The organism is Citrobacter braakii (genome assembly GCF_009648935.1).
In the GTDB taxonomy this organism is placed as follows: Bacteria; Pseudomonadota; Gammaproteobacteria; order Enterobacterales; family Enterobacteriaceae; genus Citrobacter; species Citrobacter braakii.
Window position 1 is genome coordinate 3013325 of the sequence record NZ_CP045771.1, and the last position, 18760, is coordinate 3032084.

The window sequence follows — 18760 nt, forward strand, 5'->3', positions numbered from 1 at the left end:
AGAACGGGAGCCGAGAGGTTCCCGTTTTTTTTATGCCTGAACTCGCGGTTGCGTAATACGTAAACCACTCACAATTGCTGCCAGCGAGGCCAGAATGCCTGCGGCTATCAGCGAGACGTGCGTTCCACTGTCGCCAAACTGGTTTAGCATCAGCGCGACCAGTGCAGCCCCGGTACTCTGACCCAGTAAGCGCGCCGTCCCCAGCATACCGCTTGCCCCACCGCTGCGTTCACGCGGCGCGGAGGTGATGATGGTGTGATTATTTGGGGACTGGAACAAGCCAAAGCCTGCGCCGCACAGAATCATCGGCCAGATGATATTAAAATCGGAGGGGGAAACGGGCAGCAGCACCAGCGAAAACAACCCGCTGGCCATCAACGCCATGCCCAGTGCGCCCAACAGCCCGGCGTGAACGCGTTCAATCAGATATCCCGCCAGCGGCGCCATCACCATGGTTGCCAGCGGCCATGGCGTCAACAGCAGGCCTGTTTCGACCTCGCTGCGTCCGAGCACCGTTTGCATAAAGAAGGGCAGGGAAACCAATGCCAGCATTTGTGCGCAGAATGAACATATCGAGGTACAAATCGAGAGTGAAAACAGTGGAATGCGTAACAGGTCAACCGGCAGTAACGGCACCTCCAGCGCGAGCTGGCGTCGGATAAAGAAAAAACCCACCACCATAAGCGCCACAAGCTCGGCACCAATCAGTTTTAGCGACTGTCCTTGTGCAAAGCCGCTGAGCGCCGTAATTAACAAGCCAAACGTTAAGGCATTCATTACCGCACTGGGCAGGTCAAAGCGTGGTTTAGTGCCGCGGGACGCATTGGGTGGCAGAAAACGCATCGCCAGCAACAGGGCGACTATTCCCAGCGGGACGTTAATCAGAAACAGCCATTTCCAGGAGGCAATAGAAAGAATTGCTGCGGCAATGGTCGGACCCGCAGCCGAGGAGACTGCGACGATAAAGGAGTTAATCCCCATCCCTCGCCCGAGCTGACGCTGGGGATAAATAAGTCGGATCAATGCCGTATTCACGCTCATTAGCGCCGCACCGCCAAAACCCTGGGCGACGCGAGCCAGCGTCAGCATGTGCAACGAATCTGACAAGGCACAAAATAGCGATGCAAGCAGGAACACGACCAGGCCACACTTATAAATGCGCCGGTAACCGAACATATCGCCTAAAAAAGAGAGGGACAGGAGCGAAACGACGATCGCGATTTGATAGGCGTTCACAATCCAGATTGAGCTGGCAGGTGAGGCCTGAAGATCGGCGGCGATAGTTGGCAGGGCCACGTTCGCTATTGCACCGTCGAGTACTGCCATAGAAATGCCAATAACAATGGTTAAAATTGCGCCATATCGCTGGGGCAATGGCAGACCATCGGCCTGAATTTTTTCCATAGAAAGTCGATATTTGTGGAATTTATGATGAGAGTAATAATTTTAGCATTGATATTCAGGTGTTAGGTCGCAGATTTGTAACTAAGTGAGCAAAGAGCGATTGCGAGGGTTGGTACGTGAAATTATAATAAAAACCGGTTCTGATTTTTATAAAACACTCGAAAGGGGTGATAAATGGCAATCGCAGATCTGGATAAGCAACCCGATTCTGTATCTTCCGTGCTGAAAGTTTTTGGCATTCTGCAGGCGCTGGGTGAAGAGCGCGAAATTGGTATTACCGAGTTGTCGCAACGCGTCATGATGTCGAAAAGCACCGTTTATCGCTTTTTGCAGACCATGAAAACGCTGGGTTATGTGGCACAGGAAGGGGAGTCTGAGAAATACTCACTGACCCTGAAATTATTCGAGCTGGGCGCGCGCGCGTTGCAAAACGTCGATCTTATCCGTAGCGCTGACATTCAGATGCGCGAACTTTCGCGCCTGACTAAAGAGACTGTACACCTCGGTGCGTTGGATGAAGACAGCATTGTCTACATTCACAAAATCGACTCTATGTACAATCTGCGCATGTATTCCCGCGTTGGTCGTCGTAATCCGCTGTACAGTACGGCTATCGGTAAAGTTCTGCTGGCATGGCGTGACCGCGATGAAGTGAAGCAGATTCTGGATGGCATTGAGTACAAACGCAGCACCGATCGTACCATTACGAATACTGATGAATTACTGCTACTGCTGGATAAAGTACGTGAGCAGGGTTACGGCGAAGATAACGAAGAACAGGAAGAAGGCCTGCGCTGCATCGGCGTACCGGTGTTTGACCGTTTCGGCGTGGTTATTGCGGGGTTGAGTATTTCATTCCCAACGCTGCGTTTCTCAGAAGAGCGTTTACACGAGTATGTGGCAATGCTGCATACGGCAGCGCGCAAGATTTCAGAACAAATGGGTTATAACGACTATCCGTTCTAATCTGACGTAATCGCGAATGTTAAAAACCCCAGGTATTTTGTACCTGGGGTTTTTTATGAACAGTCATAACCTTACCTGGCGTAAATAACGTATCGTATGTAATGTTGCATTATTAGCCGTTATCGATAATGACCGTGCTTTTCCTTAACAAGGGACAATCCGATAGGCCAATGATACCGCTACTGGTGTGGACGTACTGTGCCGTGCTGGTTCCACGGGCAGTCAGATATTGGCATTGCAGACCCAGACCGGCAGCATTCTCCTTACTTCCAATCAAAATTCCATAGCCGCTCAATAATAAACCGATCCAAACCAGAGCTAACAACACAATAGCGCGGATAATCAGACGCATTACAACCTCTTATCTTTTCTCATTGTTATTAGATTAGCCTGTACACGGTATGAAACAAGTCAATCATTCCTAAAAAGATTGAATGCCTATACAGTTAACGCTGGGTTTAGGTAACGCATGGTAATTTATAGACATAAGATGTGGAGTTGAAGAGTGGAGCTGGAGTGAAAAAAATTCGCTGGGTAGTGCTGATTGTTGTTGTACTGGTATGCATACTGATGTGGGCGCAGGTGTTCAACATCATGTGCGATCAGGACGTACAATTTTTCAGCGGTATTTGTGCCTTCAATAAATTTATTCCCTGGTAAGCGCATTTTCGCAACAGTTGATTACCTTCTTGTGCGGCAGTGGTAAACTACACTGTCTACATTGAGGTGGTAAAATGAACGAAGTTTTGAATTCTGGCGCGTTGAGTTTTGCGTCTTTAGCGGTATCGGTGGTGGTTCTGATTGTTGGGCTTGTTCTTTGGTTTTTTATCAATCGGGCAAGTTCGCGTACTAACGAGCAGATTGAGCTGCTTGAGGCATTGTTAGATCAGCAAAAAAGACAGAACGCTTTGTTACGTCGCCTTTGCGAAGCTAACGAACCCGAGAAAGCAGCAGAGCCTACTGCACTGCCCATTAAGGATGAAGACGATGACATCATCCGCCTGGTAGCTGAGCGGTAAAAAAGGTATGGCAGGATGAGGAACGGCTGTTGTTGTTCTCAGTTGCTTCATCCTGTCGTCAGCGCGTCAGATTATTTTCTTCTGTCCCCGTCGTGTAATTGGCGGCCGGGCAGTCATCTATTCTCAGTATTTTCAGATGCTCCGACTAATTAATATCTTATCCCCAGTCTGATATAAATATAATCTTCCATACGTAAAAAATATGATTATGTCATTTTTGTGATAACGATCGTTTTATTAACAGCGAAACGTTTCTCTTACTTTTTTTGTGCCTTGTCATCATTCTTTCATTATTTTGGTGCAAAACCAGAAGGCGGATCTCATTTTTACGCTTGTGACATTTTATGCATTACTAAGCATAAAAAATGATATCTGGCAGAACCCGTAACAGATAACCTGGAACAACTGAAGCTATTGAGCTATGGTAGAAATATCCCGGCTATGGCGCAAGTCAGGCGGGGATAGGGGAGAGAGGCGAGAATATAATTCTACTCGATCTGGCGCATAACTGTGCAGTTGCTGTTTGATGGACGACGGGATTTGTGCGACCGATCGAGACACGTTTAAAAATGGCTTGCCATTATTAACGTTGTATGTGATAACACGTTTTGGGTTAAACGAGGTACAGTTCTGTTTATGTGTGGCATTTTCAGTAAAGAAGTCCTGAGTAAACACGTTGACGTTGAATACCGCTTCTCTGCCGAACCTTATATTAGTGCCTCAAGCAGTAATGTCTCAGTTTTATCTATGTTATGCCCGCGGGCGAAGAAAATACTCTAAGGAATTTTGCAAATGGCAAAGATTAAAGGTCAAGTTAAGTGGTTCAACGAGTCTAAAGGTTTTGGTTTCATTACTCCGGCTGATGGCAGCAAAGACGTGTTCGTACACTTCTCCGCTATCCAGGGTAACGGCTTCAAAACTCTGGCTGAAGGCCAGAACGTTGAGTTCGAAATTCAGGACGGCCAGAAAGGTCCGGCTGCTGTTAACGTAACAGCTATCTGATCGACACCACTGATTTGAAGCGCTTTTGCGCATCCATCTCAGATATAAAGCCTCGCTTATGCGGGGCTTTTTAATTCAAATTACGTCAAAATATTACTGAATGCCCATCCATTAGCGCTTTGTTGCAAAGGCGTGAGGTTCGTAGCATAGTTTTCCCCGCTTTCTTGCGGCATTTCCCGTTAAATCAGACACCTGAAAAACTATCTTGTTGGAGATCGGGTGAAAAAGAAAAACGACGGCGATGCGCGCAATTTTACTCCCGTACGTTTTGCCCTGCTTTGCGTGGCAATATTATTGAGCCTTGGATTGCTGCTGGGGCGGGTTGCGTGGTTGCAAATTGTCACGCCGACGAATCTGGTAAAACAGGAAGACATGCGTTCCTTACGCGAGGTGTCCATCGCTTCGCCACGCGGAATGATAACCGACAGAGAAGGGCGACCGCTGGCGGTAAGCGTTCCGGTTAACGCCGTCTGGGCCGATCCGAAGACGATTATCAGCAAGGGTGGCGTTGGCTATAACGAACGTTGGCAGGCGTTAGCGAAGACGCTGCATATTTCGCTCAGCACGCTGGCTGAACGCGTTAACAGCAATCCCGCCGGGCGGTTTATCTATCTGGCGCGCCAGATCTCTCCTCAGCAGGCAGAATGGGTGGATAAACTGGATCTGCCGGGAATCAACCTGCGTGAAGAGTCGCGCCGCTTTTATCCCGCCGGACATGTTGCAGCCAATCTGATTGGTTTCACCAACATTGACGGTCAGGGGATTGAAGGGCTGGAGAAAAGCTTCAATAGCCAGTTGATGGGCAAACCTGGCTCCCGCCTGGTAAGGAAAGACAAATTTGGCCATGTCATCGAAAATATCACGGAAGTGATGCCGGTGCCGGCGCATGAATTACAGCTCAGCATTGATGAGCGTTTGCAGACGGTTACTGAAGACGCGCTGGACAATGCCGTGACATGGAATAAAGCGGAATCAGGGGCCGCAGTGCTGGTCAACATTGCCACCGGCGAAATACTCTCCATGGCAAGCTTTCCCGATTTCAATCCCAATAACCGTGATGGCGCGGTACTGGATGATTTTCGTAATCGTGCAATTAGCGATACCTTTGAACCCGGTTCAACCGTAAAACCCCTGGTGATTATGACCGCTCTGCAGCAGGGGATAGTACAGCCTGACAGCGTGATTGATACTCATCCTTTTATTGTTGATGGGCATCGCATCCGCGACGTCGGATTTTACCCGGAGCTATCGCTGACCGGGATTTTGCAGAAATCGAGCGATACCGGCGTGTCACACCTTTCGCTGGCGATGCCGGTACAGAAATTACTGAATACCTATAAAAGCTTTGGCTTTGGCGATCCAACCGGACTGGGTTTAACCGGGGAAAGTCGCGGATTAATGCCTCAACGCCGCTACTGGAGCGATCTGGACCGGGCAACCTTCGCATTTGGTTATGGATTAATGGTGACGCCGCTCCAGTTGGCGCATGTCTATGCCACCATCGGCAGTTTTGGTATCTATCGACCCCTTTCTATTACACGTATCGATCCGCCGGTAATAGGTACGCGGGTGATGCCGGAGGCGCTGGTTCACCAGGTTGAACATATGATGGAAAGCGTCGCGCTACCCGGCGGCGGGGGAACCAAGGCCGCGGTCAGAGATTATCGCGTCGCGGTTAAGACCGGAACGGCAAAGAAAATTGGCGATGACGGCAAATATGTCGATAAATATGTGGCCTATACGGCGGGCGTTGCACCAGCAAGCGACCCAAAGTTCGCGCTGGTTGTGGTTATAAATAACCCGCAAAACGGTGCTTATTATGGGGGGGCAGTCTCCGCGCCGGTATTCAGCCAGATAATGGGCGATGTCCTGCGTCTGGAAAACGTAAAGCCGGACGGTATGCCTCCCGGCTCCGATCATCTTCTGGTAATGCACGGCAGCAACGTATCCTCGCCGTCGCTGTAAGTTATTTTCCCAGGGCGCAATTCGCGTTACACTTGCGCCCTTAAGTCACCTGCCGGAGTTGTCATGTCGTTTTCCTGTCCTCTTTGCCACCAGCCTCTTACTCAAGCGAATAACAGTTTTGTCTGCCCTGAGCGGCACCAGTTTGACGTGGCGAAAGAAGGGTATGTCAACTTACTGCCGGTTCAGCACAAACGGTCGCGCGATCCGGGTGATAGCGCGGAGATGATGCAGGCGCGCCGGGTATTTCTCGATGCCGGACACTATCAGCCGCTGCGCGATGCAATTGTGGATGCGCTCACCCAGAGGTTGAGTTCAGAAGATGCGGCGATCCTGGATATTGGCTGTGGGGAAGGGTATTACACCCATGCGTTTGCCGATGCGCTGACGGGCTGTACAACCTTTGGTCTTGACGTTTCTAAAGTGGCGATTAAGGCCGCAGCCCGACGTTATCCGCAGGTGACCTTTTGCGTTGCCTCCAGTCATCGCCTGCCGTTTGCCGACGAGTCAATGGATGCCATCATCCGGATCTATGCGCCCTGTAAAGCGCCGGAGCTGGCTCGCGTGGTCAAACCGGGGGGCTGGGTTATTACCGCCACGCCGGGTCCGCGTCATTTAATGGAGCTGAAAGGGCTGATTTATGATGAGGTGCGTTTGCATGCGCCACACACTGAGCAACTGGACGGTTTTGTTCTGCAAGAGAGTCTTGCGCTGGGGTATCAGATGCAGCTCAAAGGTAGCGAGGCCGTTGCGTTACTGCAAATGACGCCGTTCGCCTGGCGGGCAAAGCCGGAAGTGTGGGAAACGTTAGCCGGAAAAACGACGTTTGACTGCCAGACAGACTTTAGTATTCATATCTGGCAGCGCCTGAATTAACCGTGGAAGTGTGCCCAGAGGATCTGGGCGCCAATACCTATCAGTACCACCCCGCCCAAAATTTCAGCTCGCTTGCCCAGCATCGGGCCAATGAAACGACCGATCATCATGCCGAGCGTGGACATAATCAACGTGGCGCAGCCGATGGCCAGCGCTGTGGCAATAATGTTGACCTGCAGGAAAGCCAGACCCACCCCGACGGCCATTGCGTCGAGACTGGTTGCAATGGCGGTGGTGACCAGCAGCCAGAAGCCATGGCGGCGCTGTGGCTCTTCATCTTCATCCCCGTCGTCACGAAAGCCTTCTATTATCATTCGTCCGCCTAAAAAGATCAGCAGAATGAAGGCGATCCAATGGTTCCACTCCAGTACAAATTTGCTGGCGAGCATACCCATGCCCCAGCCAATGAGCGGCGTAAGCGTTTCAACGGCGCCGAAAATAAGGCCGGTGCGCAGTGCTTCAGAAAATTTGGGCTTATGCAGGGTGGCGCCTTTGCCAATTGATGCAGCGAAAGCATCCATCGACATGCCGAAAGCAAGAAGAACAGTAGCGGTGAGATTCATAACAGCGTCCTGACCGGGGTATCCATAACACACATCACTGCCCCCAGTAACCATGCATACAGGCTGGAATCACTAAATACAGCGCCATTCAGGTATGCATTGCAGTTGATGTGCCTATGGTCTCGCCTGACTGAACCTGTAAGATCAGTCCGTACGCGCCACGTTTTTCAACGAGTATGTTGACACGTACATTTCCGGAGTCTGGAAATCGGCTACTCCCCAACGACGGGCGCAACCTTAACATATTTTGAGAATATAAAACAAGAAACGCAGAAATAATATTTGGCCTCTAATTGAAAACGATTTTCATTTAGATTTATTTATAAATAAAACGTTAAAATAAATAACATTATGAGCAGTGGGATATAGCCTTAGCTATGTTTATTTTTGAATGGATATATAAAAAACATAGTTCAGGCTATATTTGTAACTTACTGATTTGAAATTAAAAGTTTATATATGTTTTCGAGATCGTCTATATTACGTACGCGAATCAGTAATCTTCGATGTTCTAATTGCATCACCAGGACACCGTCTTCAGATAAATTCATCTCTTTAATCCGGTTATATTCAATCCAGACATTGGCGAAAAAAAAGCCTTTCTGTTTGAAGATGATTTTTGGCGTACGGATCCAAAACAGATACAGTCCCATCAATACCAGTGCACATAATAACCATGTGGTAAATTGCGCGCCGTGGCTGGTGATGTTGTTGTAGATAAGAATAGCAATCAAGCCAAGGAAGATAACGCTGTCGACTCTGCTACGAGGAAGCAGGGCGACAGACAGCAGAGTAGGGCCATTACGGCGGGGCATGATGAACTGATCGTAAATGGCATACGCCAGCAGCGAAAAGATAAAAAGAACCAGCACCAGGTCCGTGATAGTCATGAATCCTCAACCCTCTAAATAGAAAAACCGGGGGCAAGCCCCCGGCGGTGTACAACAGTCTTACAGGCCGAGCAGTCCGACAGCGTAGCCCGCGATACCGATGACGAAGAAGCCAACGATGATCCACAGCGGGTTCACTTTTTTACGCAGCAGCCACATACAGGCGAAAGTCAACAGCAGAGGAACCAGACCCGGCATCAGCTGGTCAAGGATAGTCTGCACGGTGGTGACGCGAGTCTGACCATCCTGACCGGTGATGGTGGAAACCACCAACGGGATGTTTACGTGCGTCCACTTATTAACCAATGCCCCCATGACAAACAGGCCGAGGATTGACGCCCCCTCAGTCAGTTTCTGCAGGAAGCCGCCGCCCATATCTTTAACGATATCGATACCTTTACGGTAGCCGTATGCCACACCGTAGTAACGGGTTGCCAGGCGAACCAGGTTAAACAGGATGAAGAACAGCAGTGGTCCAAGCAGACTGCCGCTCATCGCGATACCTGCGCCAAGTGCGGCGAATACCGGACGTACGGTACCCCAGAAGATCGGGTCGCCCACGCCTGCAAGCGGTCCCATCAGACCAACTTTGATACCGTTGATGGCACCATCGTCAATCTCTGCGCCGTTTGCACGCTGCTCTTCCATCGCCAGCGTAACGCCCAATACGGGGGCCGCTACGTACGGATGGGTATTAAAGAATTCCAGGTGACGCTTAATAGCCTGCTTACGAGCGTCGTTGTTTTCCGGGTACAAGCGGCGGATAGCCGGCACCATGGAGAAACAGAAACCCAGCGCCTGCATACGTTCGAAGTTCCAGGAACCCTGAAACAGGTTAGAACGAAGGAACACGCCACGAATGTCACTCGGAGTGAGTTTTTTCTCGGTGGTAGTTTTAGTCATATCAACCATTTCGCTCACCTGCTAGTCCAGTTCGTTATCGAGATCATTATTGCCAGCCGCAGCAGCAGGTGCACCGGCTACGCGGTTATATTTCGGGCTCAGCTGAATGTAGAGGATAGCCATTACTGCGCCAATCACACCCAGAGCAACCAGGTTGAAGTTAGTAAATGCCGCGGTGACGAAGCCGAGGTAGAAGAATGGCATCAGGTAGCCTGCGCGCATCATGTTGATGACCATCGCATAACCAACCACAACGATCATACCCCCTGCGATGTTCAGACCGCCGGTCACAACTTCCGGAATGGCATTAAGCATGCTCTGAACTTCACTGGTACCAACAGAAATCGCCACGATTACCGCCGGGATAGCGATACGCATAGCCTGCAGGAACAGGGAGGATACGTGCAGCCAGGAGATCGCCGTCAGGTTACCGTTTTCTGCCGCCTTATCCGCTGCGTGCTGGAATGCTACGGTGATAGTACGAACGATGATGGTCAGTACCTGGCCTGCTGCTGCCAGTGGGATAGCCAGCGCGATACCTGCACCAATGCTTTGGTGACCCGCGATAACCAGAACGGTAGAGATAATTGAGGCCAATGCGGCATCAGGTGCAACCGCAGCACCGATGTTCATCCAGCCCAGGGCGATCATTTCCAGGGTACCACCGATGATGATACCGGTTTTCATATCACCGAGAACGGCACCAATCAGCGTACAGGCCACCAACGGACGGTGGAACTGAAATTCATCGAGTACCGACTCCATACCCGCGATACATGCGACGATGAACACCAGCACAATCTGAAGAGTGGTAATCTCCATTGTACTTCTCCTATTGCTATACAGACTTAAGTGTGAAAACTAAGTAAATGCCAGGGCGTTATTTCACCTTGGCAATCAAATCCATCATTTTCAGTTTCTGATCGGTAGAAACCTTACGAGCCTCGAGCTCAATACCGCGTTCGTTGAGTTTCTTGAAGGCTTCGATGTCTTTTTCATCGACAGAAATTGCGTTGTTTACCTGCGTTTTACCCTGACGGAAAGCCATACCGCCAATGTTTACAGAGGCAATTTTCACACCACCTTCAACGATACGTTCTACGTCGGTCGGGTTGGTAAACAACAGCATCACACGCTCACCTGCATATTTCGGGTTGTTGTAGACGCGGATCATTTTCGCGACATCAACCACATGCGCCGTCACACCCGGAGGTGCAACCTGGGTCAGCAGCGTTTTACGCACGGTATCGGCGGCAACTTCATCACTGACGACGATAATGCGTGTTACGTTGGTTTCTTTGGTCCAGCGAGTTGCTACCTGACCATGGATTAAGCGGTCATCAATACGCGCCAGGCCGATCTGCATATAATCGTTCGGCCCCATCGGTTTGGCGGGAACTGCTGCTTTTGGCGCCGCGACTGGGGCTGGAGCGGCTTTCTCCACCGGTTTTGCTTTCAGCGCTTTCACGCCTTCGCTACCGGTTTCAACGGCCAGTGCCACTAATTCATCGAAGCTGGGGTTGTCATCACGCGCCATGAAGGTCTCAACCAGCATGGGAATGTTCACACCGGCGATGACTTCGTAATGCTCTTTATCGACGACAATGCGGCTCGCAGCGTTAAACGGGCTGCCTCCCCATGTGTCAACGAGAAACAGCACGCCTTTACTGGTATCGAGTTTTGCCAACTGAGCGTTGTACTTTTCAATCAGCGTTTCGGCATTTTCGCCTGGAACGAAATCGATCCAGCCGACGTTTTCCTGCTCGCCTAACAGCATTTCTGCTGTCTTAAGTAACTGCTCTGCAGCCCAACCATGTGTGCCTATTACAATAGCAATGGTCACTTGCTACCTCCTTTATTATCGTTAACACATCAACGTGAAGATGTATTTGAATCGTCGTCCGCAATCGAATCGATTCAGATAAGGGTTACAAAGAAAAACCTATGATTTTCGTGAATTATTTTAGATATCGAAAAAAATATTTTATGTGATGAAGATCCGTAATTTAACTTCCGATAAAAAGAAATTTCGAAGGGTAAAATATCTCCGAAACAACTTATTGCAAAGGAAAGTAAATCTTTGCTAAAAAACAGTTGTCTCTGTTATGTTTAGCATCGGTTTAATTACTCAGGAGTATAGGGCAGTAGCTCACCATATGGATCGTCACCGACGTCATTTCACTATCAGGCCGTATCAAGCCTGTCAGATTGGCACTTTTTGCCACAAATTTTCTCTGCATATCGCTTCAACGCCTGAGTTCCTCAGCGCGCAGTTTGGTCATTCCTTAAGCAGGAGCTTGTCATGGAATTATTAATGGACCCGCAGATTTGGGTGGGTTTGCTCACGCTTGTCGTTCTCGAAATTGTTCTGGGTATTGATAACCTGGTCTTCATTGCGATCCTGGCTGATAAGCTGCCGCCAAAACAGCGAGATAAAGCGCGTTTAATCGGTTTGTCACTGGCACTGGTTATGCGCCTGGGCTTGTTGTCCGTGATTTCGTGGATGGTGACGCTAACTAAGCCGCTATTTACGGTAATGGACTACTCGTTCTCGGGGCGCGATCTGATCATGCTGCTGGGGGGGATTTTCCTCTTGTTCAAGGCCACGACAGAGCTGCATGAGCGGCTGGAAAACCGTGAACATGATACCGGCCAGGCAAAAGGGTATGCGAGTTTTTGGGTTGTTGTGACGCAGATTGTCATCCTCGACGCGGTGTTCTCGCTGGATGCCGTTATTACGGCGGTTGGTATGGTCAACCATCTGCCGGTGATGATGGCGGCGGTCGTGATTGCCATGGCCGTGATGCTGCTGGCTTCTAAGCCGCTGACACGATTTGTGAACCAACATCCGACGGTGGTGGTGCTGTGTCTGAGCTTCCTGTTAATGATCGGTCTGAGCCTGGTTGCCGAAGGGTTTGGCTTCCATATTCCGAAAGGCTATCTGTATGCGGCGATTGGCTTCTCAATCATCATTGAGTTGTTTAACCAGATTGCCCGTCGGAACTTTATTCGCCACCAGTCGACGCTGCCGCTGCGTGCGCGCACTGCCGATGCAATCCTGCGTCTGATGGGGGGTAAAAGTCAGGCCAGCGCGCAGATGGAATCCGACAACCCGGTGCCGGTTCCCGTCCCGGAAGGCGCATTTGTGGAAGAAGAACGCTATATGATCAACGGCGTCCTGTCTCTGGCGTCGCGTTCATTACGTGGCATTATGACGCCTCGTGGCGAAATTAGCTGGGTTGATGCAGACCTGAGCGTGGAGGAAATTCGCGAGCAATTGCTCTCGTCACCACACAGCCTGTTCCCGGTGTGTCGTGGCGAACTGGATGAAATCATCGGTATTGTGCGTGCTAAAGAGCTGCTGGTCGCGCTGGAAGACGGTGTGGATGTGGCGGCCATTGCCTCTGCGTCTCCGGCTATTATTGTCCCGGAAACGCTGGATCCTATCAATCTGTTAGGTGTTCTGCGACGCGCCCGCGGCAGCTTTGTTATCGTCACTAACGAGTTTGGTGTAGTCCAGGGTCTGGTCACGCCGTTGGACGTATTAGAAGCTATTGCCGGTGAATTCCCGGATGCCGATGAAACGCCTGAAATTATTGCTGATGCAGGCGGTTGGTTGGTGAAAGGTGGTACCGATCTGCATGCGTTGCAACAGGCGCTGGACGTGGATACGTTAGTGAATGAAGATGAAGACATCGCCACGGTGGCAGGTTTAGTCATTGCCGCTAACGGCCATATTCCACGCGTAGGTGATGTTATCGATGTTGCACCGTTGAGCATTACGATTGTCGAAGCCAATGACTATCGTGTGGATTTAGTTCGCATTGTTAAAGAACAACCCGCTCACGACGAAGACGAGTAAGCGGGGTTAGCGAAACGGCATAACGTGCATACTGTGTCGCCCGTTATGCCGGGCGGGCGGCGGCGTGCTGCCCGCCAGCCATTTGGGAAAATCGCGCAGCGGCATCGGCTTTGCATACAAAAAGCCTTGCAATAAATGTACGCCGTGTCGGCGCAAATGCTGTGCCTGCGCCTGTGTTTCAACGCCTTCCGCCACCAGTTCTATATTCAGTTTTTTCCCCAAAGCGATAATGATGTCTGTGACGGTTGAGTTCACGGCGTCTGTCCCGATTGCCGAGGTAAATGATTTATCAATCTTCAGCACATCCGGGCGAAGCTTTTCCAGCCAGGAGAGCGAGCTGTTGCCGGTGCCGAAATCGTCAATTGCCAGCTTTACGCCAAGCCGATTTAACTCGCGCACGACCCGATAATCCACATCCAGTAACGCATCGCGCTCGGTGAGTTCGATAACCAACTGCTGAATAGGGTGCTGGCTGAACCAGTACTGGTTGAGATCTTTTAGCAGCGTACCGTTACGAAAATGGCTGGCGGCAACATTTATCCCAATATGAAACTGGCTGCTCATCGGGAATACGTGCCGTTGCTGAATGGTTTCTGCGATGACATGACGGGTAAGCGGCACAATCAGGTTGTGCTCCTCTGCGATGGGAATAAACACTTCGGGAGAGATCCAACCCTGGCGCGGGTTATTCCAGCGTAAAAGGATTTCCACTCCCATACATTGCTGGGTTTGCGCATTAAGTAGCGGCTGGCAAAACAGCTCGAATTCCCGTGCAGCAAGGGCCAGATTTATCTCCCAGGAGAAGCTCATTCTGCTGGCGGTCGCCAGCCATGCCAGGTAGCCCACTAAAAAACTTAGGATCACCGCCAGCGGCAGTTGTGTTGGTAGATGTTTTATAGCCAGTTCGCTGGCACCCGGACCGGTGACGCTGATAGTAAAGGGGAAATGTTGCGATGAGAGCTGGTAGCGTTTTTCATTATCCAGTTCAGGTAGCGTATCGACAACACCCTGTCCATATAGCAAATGGCGATTACCGACGGTTAAGCTGGCATGGGTAATTTGCGGTGGCTGGGGTTCAAGCAACATGGACGATAATAAATCAATATTCACGATTTCCAGCACGCCATCTGAACCATCGGCAGATGCTGGATACCATTGCGTCAGGATCGGACTGCCCTTAATCAACGAATGGTCGGTAGACAGCAGCAATTGCGGCTCCCGACTGGGTAATTCAGGCTCCAGTTGGCGAATAGGCACATTGCGATAGCCAAAAATGCTGGAACAATAAAGGACCCCGCTCTGAATCAGGTTGATAGAACGTACCGTTTGCAGTCTGGCTGCATGCTTACTCAGAGGTAAACGCGCGACTGAGCAGGGAAGCCCAATCAGCGGTAGCAGTACATCGCGTCCGGTCTGTAGGGGCAAAAGCACGTCATCCAACTCTTCAACGGCGTGGTTGGCAAAGGTAACGGTATTGCGATGATTTAAATTACGCTCCGAAATAAATCGGACAGTTAATGTGAGAATGAGCGTCAGTAGTGCACATAGTGTGCAGACGATTAAGCGATTCCGGCGATAGTTCTTGATGATCCTTTGCGCTGTTTGCATGCGGGCCGCCCGATAAGCCGTTGGTCACAGTAGCCAACAGCAACAGAGCAAGTGTAGTGGGGAAAATTACGCCAGACGAGGGAGAGGGGGCAAATTCGCCCATCCGTCGCAGATGGGCGAAAAATAAGTATTAGTCACATTGAACTTTGATTGCCAGGCCACCGCGTGACGTTTCACGGTACTTGGCGTTCATGTCTTTACCTGTTTCGTACATGGTCTCAATGACTTTATCCAGCGAGACGCGCGGAGCGCTGGTACGGCGCATTGCCATACGCGCAGCGTTGATCGCCTTCACTGACGCAATGGCATTACGTTCGATGCACGGAACCTGTACCTGTCCCGCCACCGGATCGCAGGTTAAGCCGAGGTTATGTTCCATGCCGATTTCAGCAGCAACACACACCTGCTCAGGGCTCGCGCCTAACAGTTCAGCCAGACCCGCGGCAGCCATGGAACAGGCTACGCCCACTTCACCCTGACAACCCACTTCTGCACCAGAGATAGACGCGTTCATTTTATACAACGCGCCAATCGCGCCGGCCGCCAGGAAATAACGGGTATAGATATCCGGGCTAACGGACTCGATGAAATGATCGTAATAGGCCAGTACCGCAGGCACGATACCGCAGGCACCGTTGGTTGGCGCAGTAACTACGCGACCACCCGCGGCGTTTTCTTCGTTAACGGCCAGCGCGAACATGTTCACCCAGTCGATCACGTTCATCGGATCGTTGGACAGCTTATCGCTGGAAACCAGCATACGACGCAGGGCTGAAGCACGACGAGGAACGCGCAGCGGACCCGGCAGCACGCCTTCGGTGTTCATACCACGATCGATACAAGCCTGCATGGTTTGCCAGACGTTACCAAAGTACTCTTCAATCTCTTTTTTACTGTGCAGAGCAAGTTCGTTCTGCATCGCCATGCCAGAGAGAGACAGGCCGGTGCTGTTGCAGTATTCCAGCATTTCAGTGGCGGATTTGAACGGATAAGGCACACTGACCTCGCCCGCGGCATCCTGACCAAAATGTTCTTCATCAACGATGAATCCACCGCCGATAGAGTAGTAGGTTTTGCTGTAAATGACGGTTTCGCCACTGTACGCGTGGATCTGCATTCCGTTTTCATGCAGCGGCAGGTTGCCGTTGTGAAAACGCATTCCGTCATTCTGCGGGAAATCCACTTCGTGTTGGCCCTGCGCAAGCAGCAGGCGTCCACGCGTTTCCACGTCGCGGATAAATCCGGGGATGCTGTCAATATCTACGGTAGCAGGCTCATTGCCCGCCAGACCCATAATAATGGCGATATCGGTATGGTGACCTTTACCCGTGAGCGACAGTGAACCATACACGTCGACGGCGACACGAGTAACGCTGTCCAGTAATCCTTTTTCGACCAGGTCATCGACGAACTGTTTACCCGCCTTCATAGGCCCTACGGTATGGGAAGATGAGGGACCAATCCCCACCTTAAACATGTCGAATAGACTAATCACGATAATACTCCTACAGGGCGACTGGGGTTTCCAGTAACGATGTTATAACTGCGCATAGTGTAAGAGGGAACGCGGCGATCGGCTTAACTATTCACATGAATTAAACTAATAGATAACCGCGGTTTTACTAATGTTGTGACCTGAGTTTCAAGTTGTCTATGGTGTGCGTAAAGATAAGTATAGTCAGGGCTTGACGCCAATTTGCAGCGCCAGCTCACGAATTATTCCGGCGGTCATTCCCCAGACGAAATATTGCTCATACCAGGAAAGCCATACACGATGTGAATCGCCGCGACGGTAGATATCCAGCGGATGATAACGACCTAAATGCAGGGCTTGTGCCAGCGGCATTTCAAACACGGCGGAAACTTCATCAACACTTGCGCGATACGGCAAATTTGGCGGGATAATGCCTACCACCGGAGTGACCTGGAAACCGGTCACACTGTCGACCGGCGGCAGAACGCCAATCACCTCAACGCAGGATGGTGGGATCGCCACTTCTTCCTGCGCTTCGCGAAGGGCGGCGGCTATTAACGAGGCATCGCTGCTATCCACCGCGCCGCCGGGAAAGGCGACCTGTCCGGCATGCTTGCGCAGATGAACTGATCGCTGAGTTAACAGCAACCCCGGCTGTGCACGACGCACGACGGGGATCAGTACGGCGGCCTGACGCTGGTTTAACGCAGTATGATTAACCTGCGGGCGCAGGAGTTGAAAGCGCGATAAAAAATCATCAAGCGTCAGGCTGCTGTATTCCACGTGTCAGTTCTCCAGTTGGTGCAAAATACGATTCACTTTATCAAACGTTTCCTGATACTCCGCATCTTCCTGGCTGTCCGCCACAATGCCACCGCCAGCGGAACAATAAATGCGTCCGTTGGTGGCTGTCAGCGTGCGAATGGTGATGCTGGTATCCATATTGCCGCAAAAGCTCAGATAGCCAATGCTACCGCACCAGGCGTTGCGTCTTTGCGGTTCCAGTTCGTCAATAATTTCCATTGCCCGCACTTTTGGCGCACCGGTAATAGAGCCGCCGGGGAAGGCGGCGCGCAGCAGGTCAGTGGCGTGCAATGATTCTGGCAGACGCGCGGTAATGGTGCTGACCAAATGATGAACGGCAGGGAACGGTTCGACAACGAACAGTTCCGGAACCTGTACCGAACCGGGTTCGGCAACGCGGCCGATATCATTACGCATTAAATCGACGATCATCAGGTTTTCCGCCTGATCCTTTGGGGAGTTCGCCAGTGATTGAGCCTGCAGACGATCGGCATCGGCATCTTCAAGTCTGGGCAGCGTGCCTTTAATCGGACGCGTCTGGATGTGCTGGTTTTCCAGCAGAATAAAACGCTCAGGTGAAAGGCTGAGAATCGCCCCCTCCTCAAGACGTATAAACGCACTGAACGGGGCGCGGTTCGCATGGTTGAGACGTACAAACGCCAACCACTCATCTCCTTGATAATGCGCCTGAAAGCGCTGGGCAAGATTGACCTGATAGCAATCGCCGCTGTGCAGATAACGCTGCACCTGACGGAACCTTTCACCATACTGCTCGCGGGTCATGTTGGACTGCCACGAGGATGTTAACGAAAACGGTTCGCGCACGGGTATCTGTTGACTTTCCAGCCAACGGCGTCGTGCCTGTACATCGGAGTGGCTAAGTAGCGACACCCTTTGCAACTGATGATCGACAATCAGCGCCCAATCGTAAATGCCAACCGCCATGTCCGGTAGCGTGATATCCTGTTCGGCTTCCGTTGGCAGAGATTCAAAACGACGGCCTAAGTCATAACCGAACAGACCCAATGCGCCTCCCTGGAAGGGAAAATCGGGATTATAATCGGGCTGAATAGTCAGCGATGTCAGCGCCGAACGTAAAACCGTCATAGGATCATCAACCGTTTGCATAGTGCCGTGATGGTCATGCACAACGGTCTCTTCTGCATGTGTGACCAGCGTGGTAATGGGGTCGGCGACCAGAATATCAAAGCGATTATGCGGATGGTCGGCATGGCCCGAATGCAAAAGCATTGCCCAGGGCTGGTGGCTTAATGTGGCAAAATAGTGCTCAGCGGCGTCCAGACGCCAGGGGAGTGTGATTACAGCGGGAGATAACGTCTTCATCAGTCCTGACTCGTTGCTACTTCACTGGCTATGTGCCGGGTAGCATGAAATAATTAGCGCTAATAATTTAGCAGGAGTTCACC

20 protein-coding genes are annotated in these 18760 nt (G+C 51.0%); 9 read left to right on the forward strand and 11 right to left on the reverse strand.

The window, feature by feature from the left end; genetic code table 11:
- Nucleotides 1-30: 30 nt before the first annotated feature.
- Nucleotides 31-1404, reverse strand: coding sequence for an MFS transporter (locus GFC06_RS14030; RefSeq protein ID WP_047500603.1), 1374 nt, complete (start codon nt 1402-1404; stop codon nt 31-33).
- A 174-nt stretch (nt 1405-1578) separates the two neighbouring features.
- On the opposite strand from GFC06_RS14030, the gene kdgR reads away from it, so the two are divergent.
- Nucleotides 1579-2370, forward strand: coding sequence for a DNA-binding transcriptional regulator KdgR (gene kdgR, locus GFC06_RS14035; protein ID WP_016156798.1), 792 nt, complete (start codon nt 1579-1581; stop codon nt 2368-2370).
- A 112-nt stretch (nt 2371-2482) separates the two neighbouring features.
- Here kdgR and GFC06_RS14040 read toward each other — a convergent pair whose 3' ends face one another.
- Complete coding sequence (locus GFC06_RS14040; RefSeq protein WP_016153403.1) at nt 2483-2722, reverse strand: YobH family protein; 240 nt, start codon at nt 2720-2722, stop codon at nt 2483-2485.
- Between the two features lie 164 nt (nt 2723-2886).
- Between GFC06_RS14040 and mgrB the strand changes: the two genes are divergently transcribed.
- The 6 genes from mgrB to rlmA all read left to right on the forward strand — a co-directional run bounded on the left by mgrB (nt 2887) and on the right by rlmA (nt 7229).
- The gene (gene mgrB, locus GFC06_RS14045) at nt 2887-3030 is read left to right on the forward strand and encodes a PhoP/PhoQ regulator MgrB (RefSeq protein WP_016153402.1); all 144 of its coding nucleotides are present in this window, start codon (nt 2887-2889) and stop codon (nt 3028-3030) included.
- 74 nt (nt 3031-3104) lie between these two features.
- Nucleotides 3105-3389 (forward strand): YebO family protein, encoded by a 285-nt coding sequence (locus GFC06_RS14050; protein WP_016156797.1) that lies wholly within the window; start codon nt 3105-3107, stop codon nt 3387-3389.
- Nucleotides 3390-4025: 636 nt separating this feature from the next.
- Nucleotides 4026-4169 (forward strand): DUF2627 domain-containing protein, encoded by a 144-nt coding sequence (locus GFC06_RS14055; RefSeq protein ID WP_006684179.1) that lies wholly within the window; start codon nt 4026-4028, stop codon nt 4167-4169.
- A gap of 12 nt (nt 4170-4181) precedes the next feature.
- Nucleotides 4182-4391 (forward strand): transcription antiterminator/RNA stability regulator CspE, encoded by a 210-nt coding sequence (cspE, locus tag GFC06_RS14060; protein ID WP_001062678.1) that lies wholly within the window; start codon nt 4182-4184, stop codon nt 4389-4391.
- A gap of 219 nt (nt 4392-4610) precedes the next feature.
- Nucleotides 4611-6356, forward strand: coding sequence for a peptidoglycan glycosyltransferase FtsI (gene ftsI, locus GFC06_RS14065; protein WP_016153400.1), 1746 nt, complete (start codon nt 4611-4613; stop codon nt 6354-6356).
- A 63-nt stretch (nt 6357-6419) separates the two neighbouring features.
- Nucleotides 6420-7229 (forward strand): 23S rRNA (guanine(745)-N(1))-methyltransferase, encoded by an 810-nt coding sequence (gene rlmA / locus GFC06_RS14070; RefSeq protein ID WP_153690276.1) that lies wholly within the window; start codon nt 6420-6422, stop codon nt 7227-7229.
- Here the strand turns inward: rlmA and mntP are convergent.
- The 5 genes from mntP to manX all read right to left on the reverse strand — a co-directional run bounded on the left by mntP (nt 7226) and on the right by manX (nt 11428).
- On the reverse strand, nt 7226-7792 hold the full coding sequence (mntP, locus tag GFC06_RS14075; protein ID WP_016153398.1) for a manganese efflux pump MntP: 567 nt from the start codon (nt 7790-7792) through the stop codon (nt 7226-7228). The genes rlmA and mntP overlap by 4 nt on opposite strands.
- A gap of 431 nt (nt 7793-8223) precedes the next feature.
- Entirely contained in the window at nt 8224-8682 is a 459-nt protein-coding gene (locus tag GFC06_RS14080; protein WP_016153397.1) for a DUF986 family protein, read from the reverse strand.
- A 60-nt stretch (nt 8683-8742) separates the two neighbouring features.
- A complete protein-coding gene (locus GFC06_RS14085; protein WP_016153396.1) occupies nt 8743-9594 on the reverse strand; it encodes a PTS mannose transporter subunit IID in 852 nt (283 codons plus the stop codon).
- 12 nt (nt 9595-9606) lie between these two features.
- Nucleotides 9607-10407 carry a PTS mannose transporter subunit IIC gene (gene manY, locus GFC06_RS14090; RefSeq protein ID WP_016153395.1) on the reverse strand — a complete coding sequence of 267 codons (801 nt, stop codon included), beginning with the start codon at nt 10405-10407 and terminating at the stop codon, nt 9607-9609.
- A gap of 58 nt (nt 10408-10465) precedes the next feature.
- Nucleotides 10466-11428, reverse strand: a complete 963-nt coding sequence (manX, locus tag GFC06_RS14095) for a PTS mannose transporter subunit IIAB (protein WP_049282133.1) — start codon at nt 11426-11428, stop codon at nt 10466-10468.
- Between the two features lie 313 nt (nt 11429-11741).
- Here manX and GFC06_RS23550 point away from each other — a divergent pair, with 313 nt between their 5' ends.
- Both GFC06_RS23550 and yoaE read left to right on the forward strand, forming a co-directional pair.
- On the forward strand, nt 11742-11900 hold the full coding sequence (locus GFC06_RS23550) for a protein YoaL (protein WP_407643784.1): 159 nt from the start codon (nt 11742-11744) through the stop codon (nt 11898-11900).
- A complete protein-coding gene (yoaE, locus tag GFC06_RS14100) occupies nt 11888-13447 on the forward strand; it encodes a CNNM family cation transport protein YoaE (RefSeq protein WP_016153393.1) in 1560 nt (519 codons plus the stop codon). Before GFC06_RS23550 ends, yoaE begins: the two co-directional genes overlap by 13 nt.
- Nucleotides 13448-13453: 6 nt before the next feature.
- Here yoaE and GFC06_RS14105 read toward each other — a convergent pair whose 3' ends face one another.
- From GFC06_RS14105 to pabB, 4 genes are all read right to left on the reverse strand, one after another.
- The gene (locus tag GFC06_RS14105; protein ID WP_153690277.1) at nt 13454-15055 is read right to left on the reverse strand and encodes an EAL domain-containing protein; all 1602 of its coding nucleotides are present in this window, start codon (nt 15053-15055) and stop codon (nt 13454-13456) included.
- A 130-nt stretch (nt 15056-15185) separates the two neighbouring features.
- Nucleotides 15186-16550, reverse strand: a complete 1365-nt coding sequence (gene sdaA / locus GFC06_RS14110) for an L-serine ammonia-lyase (RefSeq protein WP_016153391.1) — start codon at nt 16548-16550, stop codon at nt 15186-15188.
- 183 nt (nt 16551-16733) lie between these two features.
- Nucleotides 16734-17312, reverse strand: coding sequence for a CoA pyrophosphatase (locus tag GFC06_RS14115; protein WP_016153390.1), 579 nt, complete (start codon nt 17310-17312; stop codon nt 16734-16736).
- Nucleotides 17313-17315: 3 nt separating this feature from the next.
- Nucleotides 17316-18677 carry an aminodeoxychorismate synthase component 1 gene (gene pabB, locus GFC06_RS14120; protein ID WP_194831196.1) on the reverse strand — a complete coding sequence of 454 codons (1362 nt, stop codon included), beginning with the start codon at nt 18675-18677 and terminating at the stop codon, nt 17316-17318.
- Between the last annotated feature and the right edge of the window lie 83 nt (nt 18678-18760).